Origin of the sequence: Alkalicoccus halolimnae (assembly GCF_008014775.2) — a bacterium.
Lineage (GTDB): Bacteria > Bacillota > Bacilli > Bacillales > Salisediminibacteriaceae > Alkalicoccus > Alkalicoccus halolimnae.
Map to the genome: position 1 here is coordinate 2,499,332 of NZ_CP144914.1, position 13,053 is coordinate 2,512,384.

Here is a 13,053-nt window from a genome sequence, read left to right on the forward strand (position 1 = left end):
TTATTATACCCTACTTTCCCAACTGTAACCCAGTCATCTCCAATAGATGTGAATTATTATCTTCTGAATGATCTTTTTTCCATTTTATCCCTCTTCTTTCCCGAATTTCCGGGAATGCAGCCGCTTCCCTGCAGGAAAAGGAAGGAAGAAGGCCGAAAATAAACTGTATACACCTGCCAGCAGATGTTCTGAAAGATTCTTACGGCATGATAGATTCCACAGGAAATGAGGAATAAAGATGGGAAAAATTTTAATCAGCGGTGCTTCTGGGAATATCGGCAGTGCCGCATTGGATCATTGTCTGCGTTCAGACAGCCCTGTAGTGACAGGTTCAAGGTCCGTTAAGAATCGACGGAGTATCTCTTCCCTTCACGAGGAAGTGCCGTTTGATCTCACAGACGCCGATACGTTCAATGAGGCGCTTAAAGGAGTTGACAGGGTTTTACTCATCCGTCCTCCGCAGCTGGCTAATCCGAAAAGGGACATGTTTCCATTTATGGATGCCGCTGCTTCAGCCAACCCTTCACTTCATGTCGTTTTTGTATCTTTACTCGGAGTCGAAAAAAATCCTATCGCCCCTCACGGAAAAATAGAAAAGTATATTCGGAAAAAGGCGCTGCCGTTCACGATGCTCCGGCCCAGTTTCTTTATGCAGAACCTGACCACTGCCCATCGGGACGACATCCGCCTCCGGAATGAAATTGCCGTGCCTGTCGGAAAGGCAAAAACGAGTTTTATAGACACTCGGGATATCGGAGAAGCAGCTGCTAATTGTTTGCTGCATCCGGAAAAGCATGCCAATAAGGTCTACACGTTGACAGGCGACAAAGCGCTCACTTACGAAGAAGCGGCTTCCATTCTTTCCGAAGTGCTGGAGCGGCCGATTTCGTACCGGTCCCCTTCTTTTCTACGCTTCAGAAAAGAGCAGATTTCCTACGGATCCTCCCGTGCTTTTGCGAACGTGATGACGATGCTTTATTTTTTAACTCGTATGGGAAGCGCCCGCACTGTAACGTCCGATATCGGTCGTCTTCTCGGCCGGCCTCCCCGGTCTTTTTATACGTTTGCGCAGGATCATAAACAATATTGGATAGATTAAACGTTCCTCTCCTGGCATTTTCTTGAAAAGAGTACTGGTTATTTCTATTGAAAGCGAAATATGCAATGCCATTATCCGCTTACTTTTCCCTTTTCAAAAAAATCTCTCCTTCTTTCCAACCGGAAGACTATGCTAAAATTGATAGTAACCAATTGGGTCTATTCTTAACTTAGCCTTCATTCAGCTTGAAAGCAGCGAAAGGAGAAGTCATGAGTAAATTCACAGAGAAACCGGAAGTATCGACTGCAGCTCAGGAAAAAAAAGTAGCCAGTGGTGTCGGCCGCCTTTTAAGAGATTCCTTCGGACGCGGGCCGGAAGCTGCTCACACAAAATTAGCAGACAACTATGTGCTCATTCTCCTGAAAGGCTTCCTCTCTCCGATGGAAAAAGTTATCGTGGATGAGAAAGGTCCTGATGCGCTTCATTCCATACGGGAGATGATGATGGAGGAAATCACAACAGATATCCGTCATGAAGTGGAGAAAGTTACGGGATATACGTTCAACGATTTCTTTTTTGACTGGAATATCGATAAAAAAACCGGCATCCTCATCGGTTTAAAACCTTACGCTTATGAAGATGCCGGCGAATATTCGTATTCTCTCGTCAAAGATTTTCCTCATAAGGATGCACTGGAGGAAAAAATTGCTTATTTAAGCTCTCTTGCCGAGCGCAGACCTGATTCCTGTACGTCCGTCAAAATAGACAAAAGGACGTTTCTGGTCGTAAGGGAAGGCATTCTCGTCGCTATTGAGAAAAAAATGATCGAGATGGGCATAGAAAACTCTTTAAAAGTGGCCAAACGCTATGTGGAAAAAGAGCTTCTGAACGAGAGCGACAACCTGAGCAGCATTTTAGGAGTTCAGATTGACGAAATATTTGTAGACTGGAATTTCAAAAAAGACCTTAGTACTATTGTTATTATTACAGAAGATTACCCTGATTAGATCGCACCGGCTTTCTTCCAGCTGAAAAAACTTGCTTATAATCCAATTTCCTAGTATATTAATAGGAGCTTCGTATGTATATATAAGGAGCATTTTTTCGTGACCGTAATTTCCTGACAAAGAGCTGGAAATAAGTCACATTCGTTGATTGAATTTTATTACAGGAATGAAGACAGTTAAATAGAGAGTTTACAGAATCAGTGGTAATCCGGAGACGATAGTGCTCCCAGATAAGCTGTAAAGGAATTTCTTCCTTTGCAGCTTTTTTTGCGTTCTATAAAGTGCATAGGAAAAAAGGGGGGTAAAAATAATTCAGAACGCTTGTCATAACAAGTTATAAGGAGACTGATAACCGATGGAAAAGTATGTCATCAAAAACTCCCAATCCGACTTGTTCGTGCAAACTTTTGTAAGCAGCAGTGAAATCGTGCAGACCAGTCTGATTGAAGAAGCAATGGTTCTCCCCAGTAAAAAACAGGCTGATGATTTAAGTAAAAAGCTGACGAGGCATGGAGGAAGTGAGCACTACGAAATCGTCGTCCTGTAGTTAAGCCGGGCCGGGATCGTACTTAATTTTTCAATAAAGAAAGTTGGAATAATGTGAGCCAGAATCGGATCAAGGCTTTAAATGAAGAGCTTATACAAACAGCAGTGCTCATAGAAAAAACCGAGAAGAAAATTCAGGAACAGGAACGGCTCCTTACGAGGTTCCGCAGCCTGTATACGAGAAAAAAGAAGACGGTCGAAATTAAAAAACTTCAGCTGCGCCTTGATAAACTGAGAAAAAAATATGCTAAATCAGAAAAAAAATTAAATATGTTGTGCACTTCGAATCGTCCTTTGTGACACAAACATCTAAAAGGCACTCCCGCCAGCTGTCTGCTGATGCGGGAGTGCCTTTTTAACGTTATCTGCGTAAACGGTCCGCCTCAAAAATATATTCACTCAATGCCCGGGTTATCACATACATTGATTCTAAATCTTCACGCGGATTTCGGTAGTCCGCGTGTATCTCCAGCTGCAGCGCTTCGATGCTCAGTTCACTGCTAGCAAATTCTGCGAGAGTACGGGAGTAATCCAAAGGCACCGTTTCATCTTTGACGACGCGGCCGATATCATTTTGGTAGAGATAAGCCGCCAGCGTTTCTGCTTCGAGTGGAGATATATACTCTTCTTCCCCCGTCGCAATATGAACGTGGAAATTACGTGATTCCGCAGCTCCGTGCAGATCGATAACCAGCTCAAATTCCTCCTCTTCTGCGAGTACACGCATCTCTTCTTTTATCGGTGCCCCTTCGTAAAACGCAGGGTCTGCTGATGATTGGATTGTATATAATACGTGAGCTCCGGTATAGTCATGAAGCAGCTGAATCAGCGCCCCGGTATAGATCTGCGCCGGCCGTGTTTCTTCATTTGTCATCTGGGTAACGGTATGCGGGGCCGTGATCAGCACGGTCGATGCCTCCTCTCCCTTCTGATAGTCATAAAGCACATTTCCTTCTATCTGCCCTTCGTAATCAGCTGCGGAAAAAGTGCTCTCGTAGTCAAAAACTTTTTCTTCAAACAATCCGCTGTCCCAGTCTGCCTCCATCCTCTCTCTCACTTCACTCACCGGTGAAACATCCACGTTCGTTTCCAGCGTATCTTCCCCGTTACATGCGGCCAGAAGTATCAGTGTGCCGGCTGATAATAGAATTTTTTTCATCTCTCGCTCCTTTTCAAATTTTCTTAGTACAAATTTTTTTATTTCATCAGTCGATTTCCCGCATGGATAAATTACAGATCCTTTGGGAGATATAGGTTCTGTTAATTTACAGTTCATTTTCTGCTTATCTTGAGCTCGGTTCTATTAATTCCTGACTCTGTTATTTCTTCTTTTTCTACTTATTCCCCGTTGTTCTGTTAATTGACCCTTTTATTTTCTTAATTATCCCTATATTTCTATTAACCTTCACCGAAATTAAAAATAAACGAGTATTTTTTTACTTAGCTCTGTTAAAGCCTGTTGTTTATATATATAAGAAACATCGCTTCAACCCGGCAGGCCTGCCTTGGAGGAGATTTCCAGCTTCCTCGGGCTTACGCCCTGCGGGATCTTCCAATCTCCTTCTTCCACGGGCATGTTTCCGCTTCGTTTTCATTTTCTAATACGGAAAGCCCCCTCGTTGAATCAAGAAGGTACTAAGGTAGAAGCCAGTGCCAGGGCGATTTTTCAAGAGGCCTGCGGAAAAAGAAAGCCGGAAGATCCTCCCGGACGCAAGGGAAGCCGCATGCTTTCTCCGCGGCAGGCGAAGAAAAAGGGGCCGCAGGCAATCCAATAACAATAGATTCTTTCTCTTGTCTGCTTTTTTATTATGGAACTGCCTTGAAAAAAACATCTATTATATGTTTGACACCATATTTAATTTCCACTTCTGTAAACAACTGCTTTCATTTTAATGAGGGCTCCGGCCTGGTCCAAGCTGATCCCTACTTTTCATAAAAAAAGATGCATCCCCTGTCAGCCAAGGGATGCATCGTTTCTATCAGCTATCTTTCATTAAAAAAAGTTTCAATTCCTTCGTACAGCGCATCGGCTGAATCTTCCCGGAACTGATCCGTTTTCATTCTCTCAGCTTCCTGAGCGTTTGTTTTAAAACCGAGTTCAACGAGAGCACTTGGCATGTTCGTGTTGCGGATGACATAAAATCCATTTTCTTTAACGCCGCGGTCAACTGTGTCGAGCTTGTCGATCATCTCTGTCTGCAGGTCATCGGCAAGCTTGTAGCTGTCTCCGCCCCAAGTCCTTAGATCATAAAAGGTTTCCGATCCGGAAGCCTGTGTTGGCACCGCTGCGTTTGTGTGCACGCTGACAAAAATGTCTGCCCTCGCATTATTTGCCTGGGTAACTCGTCCGGAAAGGGAAGGATACCAGTCGGAGCGGCGGGTCATGATCACATTCGCTCCTGCTTTACGCAGTTCCTCTTCCAGCCGCAGACTCACATCAAGGACAACTTCTTTTTCGTAAAGGCCATTCGCTACGGCTCCGGGATCTCTTCCTCCGTGGCCCGGATCGACAACAATCGTTTTGTCCAGCAGCGGACTGCTTTGTTCAAAATAGTCAACAGCAAGGTAGCTCTGGGACACGTATCCTTCGATGTCGTCCGTTGCTACTTTGGCCCAGTTCCCTGTACGTTCATAAACGTCAACATCTTCACCTTCCACAAGCCGGCCGATGGCACTCTGATTCGTTGACGGAGACGGCCGCACATTTAACGTGGCGCTGTTTACTACCACTCCGGTGCCGATCGCTGATTCTTCGTCAGGCGCACTTTCGGATGGATCCGTTTCTGGTCCACCTCCTGTTACAGGCCGGTATTCCGGATACAGTGCGCGTGCTACCATCAGTGAAAATTCTAGACGCGTAATGGAACGGTCGGGGCGGAAAGTGCCATCCGGGTAGCCGTCTGTAATGCCGGATCGTGCGAGATTTAAAATATAGTTATAGAAATAGCCGTCAGATTCGACATCCACAAAAGATACGTCGTATGTACTGTTCAAATCAAACCCACGCGAGACGACAGCCGCCATTTGAGCCCGTGTAAGCGACTCACCAGCACCGTATGTCCCGTCTGTTTTACCTTGAATAATGCTTTCTTCCACCGCCGCATGTATGTGTCCAGCAGCATAGTGCTCACGGGTAATATCCGGGAACGAGGTCCACGTATTACCGGTCTCCAAATTCAGAGCCCGCACCATCATCACGGCTGCTTCGGCTCTGGTTACTTCCCTGTTTGGCCGGAATGTGTCATCTTCGTACCCGGTAATAATCCCGTCTTCATACAAAGTCTGTACTTCTTCTTCGTCTGCATCCGGAAAAGGATTCCCTGCAGAAACCTGTGGTGCTGCCAGCAAAAACATGAAAATCAGGAAAATCAGCATTAATAGTATTCGATTATGTAACATTCGTTATTCATCCACTCCCTGTTTATTTAAAATTATAGTGCGCATTCCTGTTCATTTTACTAGTTATGAATAAAAAGTATATGATACTTTTCTTTTTGTTTTTCAGTATAGTTGACTCCCGATATTTCTCGAAACTGTAAACATTCCGTTCAAAGGTGTTTTATACATTCTGCACTTTATAAACATTAACACTCTCAAAAATGGTAAAATATATAAAATATATAATCTTCTTATCATTAAGAATTCTTGTCTTTTATGCTTTTTATCATTATATCGAACGATTTTTTCAAAATAACAAATTTATTTCTCCATTAAGGTATTTTTTAGGTTAAAATAAGAAAAAGTGTGTAAGGAGGCGATCAACAAGTGATGGTTGGGGAAAAAATTAAAATGTACCGTCTGGAGAAAGGTATGAATATGAGCGAGCTGGCAGAACGTGCCGGAGTCGCAAAATCCTATTTAAGCACGATTGAGCGGGATATTCAAAAAAATCCTTCAGTGCAGTTTCTGGAAAAGGTAGCACCGGTTCTGGATACTGATATTTACAGTTTACTGGGTATTTCTGCTTCTAATGGCAGCAGCGGAGAAGAGTTAGACGAAGAGTGGAAGGAATTAGTAGGAGAAGCTATGAATTCAGGCATTTCCAAAGAAGAATTCAGCAATTTTCTGGAGTTCAGCAGATGGAAAATGAGTCAGGGGTGACTGCTGTCTTTACATAGAAGGGAAATTTAAAGGGGACCAGGACGAAAATAAATCGTCCTGGTCCCTTTTTATGAGCGGATCAGCTATAAATGAATTCAGCTGCTTTTTATCCAGTACTCTTCGCAGTCTCTGCTTCTTTCCATAAATCCGTATTCAATAAAATATCTTCTCAGCGTAGCAAAGTCGTCGTACACGCCTTGTAAAACTGCATTCACTTCTTTTTCGGAATATATTTTACCGGGGGTGAAATGGTTGAGAAGATGCTGCAGGACGATGATTTTCCGCTTTTCTTTGCTCGGAAAACTTTTTAGTCTTTCTTCCTCGAAATAAGCAGCCAGAACTTTTTCTTTCTCCTTGGAAGTGACCTGGTACCGCTCGTCGACCATCGTTGCTCCTTGATGAAAATCTACAAAATCATTCTCTTCATCCTTCCTGGCATGGATGAGGTACATAGCTGCCAGAAAAACTTTTGCCTGCTTTTCTTTTTCCCTGAATTTGAAACGGTGGTTGCGGATCGTCGAAGTACTCCCTGCCCCCATCTCATTCACGATTTCCTTGTCGTTCTTCCCCTCTCCCAAAAAATAAAGAAGTTCTTTCTGGAGATCGGAAAGACCGGTAAATTTTTTATCCATTTCAAGCAGATGAGGCAGCATCGATCCGTGCTCAGCCGCAGTATGTTTTTCCGCGGCCTTCTCCGCTTCAAATTGCCGATTCCCGATCGTGAATATTTCTCCTTTTGCAAATTGACTGTGGCATACGAGACAAACGTAGCTTTCTTTTTCTTCCTCGTACGTGTATCCCTGGGCCATTTCCTCAATTGAAGCATTCCAGAACAATTCCCTCATCATAAAAACCCCTTTGTTTATTAATGTATAAACATTATACAATTACGTTTGTATATTAGCAAACAAAAATAAAATTACAGGTGGACTACTTACATGAAAAATCCTCTGTACCACTGTCAGCGGCCGTTTTCTGCCCTTCAGCCTGATTTTTAGCTCACGTCAGACATTTTCAGTCTAGTGGATACTCCAGCCTCAGAAGCTGCTGAAATGAAAAATTATTCATTTCAGATTTCAGGGTAGCTCCACACTACGCTTTGCCTTAAGATAGAATAATAACATTTGAAGGAGGTGGACAGAGCTTGCTGAACAAACCAACAAAGACGACTGGTTTTCTGCTTGTTATCATCGGTGCCACCTGCTGGGGTGTGGGAGGCACGGTATCACAGCGGCTGTTTCAGGAGCATGCAGTCGAAGTCGACTGGCTTGTCACCGTCCGCCTGCTGATTGCGGGCCTGCTGCTTCTCCTCGTCCAGTCCCTCAAAAAAGGGTCTGCTGAAGTTTTTGCAGTATGGAAAAATAAAAAGGCAGGCACGCAGCTTGTGATTTTCGGCCTGCTCGGCATGCTCGCTGTTCAGTATACATACATGGCTTCCATTCATCATGGAAACGCGGCCGTAGCAACTCTGCTCCAATACCTGGCCCCGGTAATGATTATTATCTACCTTCTTGTGAGGCGGTTAACAGTGCTGACAGGGAAAGATACGATCACAGCAGTGCTCGCTTTAACCGGCTGTTTTTTTCTGCTGACAAACGGCTCTCTCTCTGCACTCGCGGTTCCTGCTCCAGCAGTAATCTGGGGCGTATTGTCCGGAGCAGCTCTTGCCTTTTATACCCTTTACGCAGTTCCGCTCCTGAAGCAGTTTAATTCTCTCGTTGTTGTCGGGTGGGCTATGATCATCGGCGGCGGAGCACTCAGCTTTATCCACCCTCCCTGGCAGATCGACATTGCAGCATTTACACCTGAAATGTATGCCTACCTGTTTTTCATCGTCATCTTTGGTACGATGATCGCTTTCTGGTTTTATATTGAAAGCCTGCAGAGCCTCGCTCCTCAGGAAACGAGCCTGCTCGGCAGTCTGGAGCCGCTTTCAGCCGTCTTTACTATGGTGCTCTGGCTGGGAGAGCCGTTCGGAGGACTGCAGTGGTTCGGCACCGTCTGCATTATCGGCATGACGTTCCTGCTTGCTTTTAGTAATAAAACAAGCCTGCCAGAAGAGAAAAACGTTAAAAAATCGCGTCAGGCTGGATAGTAAAAAAGAGGACTGTTCCATTTCGATAATCCAAATTATCGATGGACAGTCCTCTTTTTATCGGATAGAGGCTTTATTAATAGTGTAATGAAATGCACAAGCAGGGAGTAAAGGAACCGCTGCGTATCCGATATAAATACGGCTCAATAACAGCAGTGATACCTGTAGGCACAATAAACAACCGGATATAAAACCGTATAAATATTTTTCTGTATTGTCAATCTTTATTTCGCTATCGTGTTTAGGAAATAATATTTTCTTTCAGAAGATTCGATTTGCAGAAAAAGTCTTCTTTTTTCAAATAAGCTATTGATGCTTTCTCAAAACACTGGAGGTACGAAACTTTTTGTTCCGTACGTCATCTCCTCCGCGTTATTATTTATTTGCGTGATTAATAACCTTATTGATAAAAGACTCAACACCGGTTCAATTAGAAATTTCATCTGTCCGCTGTTAGAAACCTTAGTCCAACTAAGGAATTCCATCGCTATAAGAGTATTGGTTTCCCGCTTAACAGGCTTCACTCTTTTCAATAAAGCTTGTGTTATAAATCCAGTGCCATAAAAAGTTCTTCGATATAGTTCCCGTCTATTTTAAGTCCTTTTTCATCTTTACCGTAATCAGAAAATCCTAGTGTCTGATACAGGTTTTGAGCTGCGCGGTTTCTTGAGGTAACCGTTAAGTATAATTTTTCGATATCTGGATCATCTGCTGCAAATTGGACCGCTTCTTCCAAAAGCTTTCTGCCGATCCCCTGATTCCTTTTATTTTTGCACACATACACAGCCACAATCTCCGCTTTATGTTTCGTCTTTATTTTGGACCCTTTCACTACTGTCACTGTCCCGGTAAGCACACTATTGGAAAAAGCACCTAACGTTTTGGCATGAGATGATAACAGTCTTTCTGCCGTTTGTTCAGCTGTTTTATCTTTTTCCTCTTTAAAACTGGAAGAAAAAGCTTCTGGAGCTTCCTGCAATCCGAGAAGCCGGAGCTCAAGCAGTTCTTCCGCATGAATCGGATGAAGTTCTTTCACCTCAATCATTGATCAATCCCCCATTCTCTGAACTATTTACTCTATGTATTAATTTGACACCCGGGCCAGCTGACACGTTTCTTTTTTGAATGCGTACTCTTAAAGCGGTTTTCGAAATATATCAGCTGAAAGCGGCGCTTTACAGTAACCGAAAATGGTGTTCTCCGTATATAGATGTTCTATCTTCAGGGCAGCCTTTTCATAGGATTCCGGGTCTTGGGGAGTCGGTTTGCTAATATACTTTTTCTCCCAATTGCGCTAAACTGGAAGCGAATGAATTGAAGGAGGTTTTATAGATGATCGTTGGACTGCATCACGCTCAGATTACTATTCCGAAAAATTGTGAAGAGGAAGGAAAGCAGTTTTACTGTGAACTTCTCGGTCTCAAAGAAATCGAAAAACCAGATTCGCTTAAGGGAAGGGGCGGTTTCTGGCTCCAGGCAGGCAGCCTTGAAGTTCACGTCGGCACCGAGGATGATGTGGACCGTCTCTCTACAAAATCGCATCTCGCTTACCAGGTCGACAATATTGACCAGTGGAAAACGCATCTTACAGAAAACAAGGTTCTCCTCTTAGAAGCTGTACCGATCCCTGGTGTCGAGCGGTTTGAATTCCGGGATCCTTTCGGAAACCGGGTGGAAATGATTCAGACTCTTCCCGAATAACAAAGTACAAATTCTGTTAGCAAGGTTTTCTTCATGCATAGGCTGCTTCTTCCTTTTAAAAGCCGTAGTTACAGGCATAAGCGGTTTGAGGTAATTAGTTCATTTTAGATTTATTGGTATATATAGCTTCATACCACCAAGTTTGCTTAAGAGCCACAGACTCCCTCGGTAAGATAGGTTTATCTCTCAAATACTCGCTCATTCGCAGGATGTTCCCCCTTTTCGATCGCACCTGACGGATAGATCAACGAAAGAAACGGAAGAGGAGGCGCTCCAAGACAGGCGGAAAGAAAGGAGGTCGCGAAAACTCCATTTTTTACCATATCCTGCACGTCTTCTCCACGCGGTCCCTGGAGGCTTTTCCTCCCATGTCTCAACGGGTCCATGCCCTCTCATTCCTTTGTCATGCCTGGCCAGGGGGTGGAGGCCGGTTTTGCTTTAACGACGGGTCCGGGCCCTTTGGTTTGTGGTATCCGGTCCTCCGTGCTTTCTTTTTCATCCTGCGAATAAGCCATGATTCGATGAGCCGACGGGACGATCACCCCCTAGACAGCAGACGGAAGCGGTCGGACTTTCTCTGAACAGTAGGGTTCTCCCCCTCTGGCGAGGGCCACGAGGATTCGTGCCAGCTTGCCCATCAGTTTCATGACCGACTTCATCTTTTTCATCTTTTTGCCCTGCACATTGACGTGGTGGAGGTGCCGGAAATCCGCGTTGTTTTTGATCAGGCTCAGCGTGGCCAGGTATAAACAGCGCCTCAGCCGGGACCTTCCGCGTTTGGAGAGGACCACTTGTCCTTTCCATTTGCCGGAGCTCGCTTCGGCCAGGTGCAGGCCGGCATGACGTAAGAGCGCATTACCATGGGCAAAACCACGAATATCACCGGCTTCCCCCAGAATCCCCGCCAGGGAGAGATCGCTGATCCCATCGATGGCAAGGAAGGAGTGGCGGTAGGTCACGTGCTCCAGGGTGGCAGCCACCTCGTGTTCCACCCGTTCCAGCTGGGCCGTGACCAGGTCCCATTCTTCGAGCAGCTGGTCCAGGTGCAGGAGATACGCCTCCGGCGCCTGCGTGCTTCCCACGGACCGTTTCGCCACCGCAAGCAGCGTTTCCGCTTTCCGGTGGCCGGCGTGACGTTTCATCCCTGTTTTCCATCCGTGGATCACGTCCGCCACGTCCAGCTCCCGCAGTTGTTTCGGCATGGGGAACAGCCGCAGGGTAGCGATGGCCCCTTTGCTTTGGAGATCCTGAAAGACCTCCCGGAGTTCCGGGAAGACAATATCGACCCAGCGGTGCAGCTGATTGATGGTCGCAACGCGCCGTTTCACGAGCACCTCCCGGTTGGCCATGAGCACCCGGAGCGAGTCGAACGTTTCCGACGTGGGATGGATCTGGCTGTAATAGCCGTTTTTAACCATGTCGGCAATCACGAGGGCGTCTTTGGCATCGCTTTTGGACTGGGTATGATCCCGGTTTTCTTTATTCTTTTTGACCAGGTGGGGATTAACGGTGACAACATCGATCTGCCGGCCCTTCAGCCAGGCGGTCAGGTTCAGCCAGTAATGGCCGGTCGGCTCCATCCCGACGATTTCGGTCGTACAGCCGCTCGCTTCCTTCCACGCAGCGATCCTGTCGAGAAGCCGGGTAAACCCTTCCTCGTTGTTTTCAAAAGCCAACGGCTTACCAAAGGCGATGCCCCGGTAATTGACAGCACGTGCCACGTGGTGATGCTGGGCAATATCCACCCCGATAATCAGGTGGCTGGAAGAAATACGGGCAATCCGTTGATTTTGTTGGTCCTGCATTTTAAACTTCATAGTAAGGTCCCTCCTCAAGGTTTGGAATAGTAGAGTCGTGTCTCTATTCTTATCTTAGCGAGGGGCCCCTGTTTTTTCAAAGTGGAAATTAACACTCTACAGGAATGCTTTAACACTGCTTGTACATAAAGAAATATATCCTCACATTGAACATGCTTCTTTTTAAATTCAGTCTGATCTTTTAAAGTAAGCCATCGTAAGCAGATGATGATATATATTCTCCTCTGTTTTTACAGCTTTGAGGTGCCGGCCTTCTGTCTGGAAGTGGAACTTTTCGTAGAGGGCAACCGCGCTTTCGTTCTCTTCGAACACTTCGAGCGAAACTTTTTCAATGAATGGATGCTCATCCACCCACTGCAGAAGGGAGGTTAACAGCGCCCTGCCGACTCCTTTATTGCGGAACTCTTTCCCGACGCTCATTCCAAAGGTTCCATGGTGCCGGGTCCGCCGCCTGTTCCCGTTTTGAAAATCGAGCAGCCCGATCATCTCTCCTTTATATTCGGCGAGAAGACAGAGGTACGCTTCCTCTTTTAAGGACTGTTCCAGCTGCTCCCGCTCTTCTTCATAGGTCGTATGAAATTCATCCGGTGTGGTCAGCAGGTAAGGAGCTTCAACAAAAATCTGTCTCGTAAACGACAGTATTCGTTCTGCATCCATCGGCACAGCGGTCCGCACCTGGAATTTTTCGCGCTGACTCGACATATACGCGGCAGGATCTATTTTCGCCAAAGTTCCTCTCCCCTTTCT

12 protein-coding genes are annotated in these 13,053 nt (G+C 45.5%); 6 read left to right on the forward strand and 6 right to left on the reverse strand.

Translation table 11 applies throughout. The features are described 5' to 3' along the window. Positions 1-238 precede the first annotated feature (238 nt). The 3 genes from FTX54_RS11510 (at position 239) to FTX54_RS11520 (ending at position 2,593) form a co-directional block, all read left to right on the forward strand. Entirely contained in the window at positions 239-1,099 is an 861-nt protein-coding gene (locus FTX54_RS11510; RefSeq protein ID WP_222706855.1) for an SDR family oxidoreductase, read from the forward strand. Positions 1,100-1,308: 209 nt separating this feature from the next. Beyond that, complete coding sequence (locus FTX54_RS11515) at positions 1,309-2,046, forward strand: DUF2294 domain-containing protein (protein WP_147805285.1); 738 nt, start codon at positions 1,309-1,311, stop codon at positions 2,044-2,046. 355 nt (positions 2,047-2,401) lie between these two features. Then, the gene (locus FTX54_RS11520) at positions 2,402-2,593 is read left to right on the forward strand and encodes a hypothetical protein (RefSeq protein ID WP_147805286.1); all 192 of its coding nucleotides are present in this window, start codon (positions 2,402-2,404) and stop codon (positions 2,591-2,593) included. Positions 2,594-2,953: 360 nt separating this feature from the next. On the opposite strand, the gene FTX54_RS11525 is transcribed toward FTX54_RS11520, so the two are convergent. Together FTX54_RS11525 and FTX54_RS11530 are read right to left on the reverse strand one after the other, a co-directional pair. Beyond that, positions 2,954-3,751 (reverse strand): hypothetical protein, encoded by a 798-nt coding sequence (locus tag FTX54_RS11525; RefSeq protein ID WP_147805287.1) that lies wholly within the window; start codon positions 3,749-3,751, stop codon positions 2,954-2,956. 824 nt (positions 3,752-4,575) lie between these two features. Further along, positions 4,576-5,991 carry an N-acetylmuramoyl-L-alanine amidase gene (locus FTX54_RS11530; RefSeq protein ID WP_147805288.1) on the reverse strand — a complete coding sequence of 472 codons (1,416 nt, stop codon included), beginning with the start codon at positions 5,989-5,991 and terminating at the stop codon, positions 4,576-4,578. A gap of 369 nt (positions 5,992-6,360) precedes the next feature. Here FTX54_RS11530 and FTX54_RS11535 point away from each other — a divergent pair, with 369 nt between their 5' ends. After that, positions 6,361-6,693, forward strand: a complete 333-nt coding sequence (locus FTX54_RS11535) for a helix-turn-helix domain-containing protein (RefSeq protein WP_147805293.1) — start codon at positions 6,361-6,363, stop codon at positions 6,691-6,693. A gap of 95 nt (positions 6,694-6,788) precedes the next feature. Here FTX54_RS11535 and FTX54_RS11540 read toward each other — a convergent pair whose 3' ends face one another. Next, the gene (locus FTX54_RS11540; RefSeq protein WP_147805289.1) at positions 6,789-7,541 is read right to left on the reverse strand and encodes a DUF2087 domain-containing protein; all 753 of its coding nucleotides are present in this window, start codon (positions 7,539-7,541) and stop codon (positions 6,789-6,791) included. Between the two features lie 299 nt (positions 7,542-7,840). On the opposite strand from FTX54_RS11540, the gene FTX54_RS11545 reads away from it, so the two are divergent. Beyond that, the gene (locus FTX54_RS11545) at positions 7,841-8,788 is read left to right on the forward strand and encodes an EamA family transporter (RefSeq protein ID WP_147805294.1); all 948 of its coding nucleotides are present in this window, start codon (positions 7,841-7,843) and stop codon (positions 8,786-8,788) included. Between the two features lie 544 nt (positions 8,789-9,332). Here the strand turns inward: FTX54_RS11545 and FTX54_RS11550 are convergent. Next, positions 9,333-9,833: a GNAT family N-acetyltransferase gene (locus FTX54_RS11550; protein ID WP_147805290.1), complete on the reverse strand. Its 501-nt coding sequence runs from the start codon at positions 9,831-9,833 to the stop codon at positions 9,333-9,335. A gap of 287 nt (positions 9,834-10,120) precedes the next feature. On the opposite strand from FTX54_RS11550, the gene FTX54_RS11555 reads away from it, so the two are divergent. After that, on the forward strand, positions 10,121-10,489 hold the full coding sequence (locus FTX54_RS11555; RefSeq protein ID WP_147805291.1) for a VOC family protein: 369 nt from the start codon (positions 10,121-10,123) through the stop codon (positions 10,487-10,489). Between the two features lie 545 nt (positions 10,490-11,034). Here FTX54_RS11555 and FTX54_RS11560 read toward each other — a convergent pair. Together FTX54_RS11560 and FTX54_RS11565 are read right to left on the reverse strand one after the other, a co-directional pair. Further along, complete coding sequence (locus tag FTX54_RS11560; protein ID WP_338484666.1) at positions 11,035-12,306, reverse strand: IS110 family transposase; 1,272 nt, start codon at positions 12,304-12,306, stop codon at positions 11,035-11,037. Between the two features lie 168 nt (positions 12,307-12,474). Beyond that, on the reverse strand, positions 12,475-13,035 hold the full coding sequence (locus tag FTX54_RS11565; RefSeq protein WP_246125721.1) for a GNAT family N-acetyltransferase: 561 nt from the start codon (positions 13,033-13,035) through the stop codon (positions 12,475-12,477). Positions 13,036-13,053 lie beyond the last annotated feature (18 nt).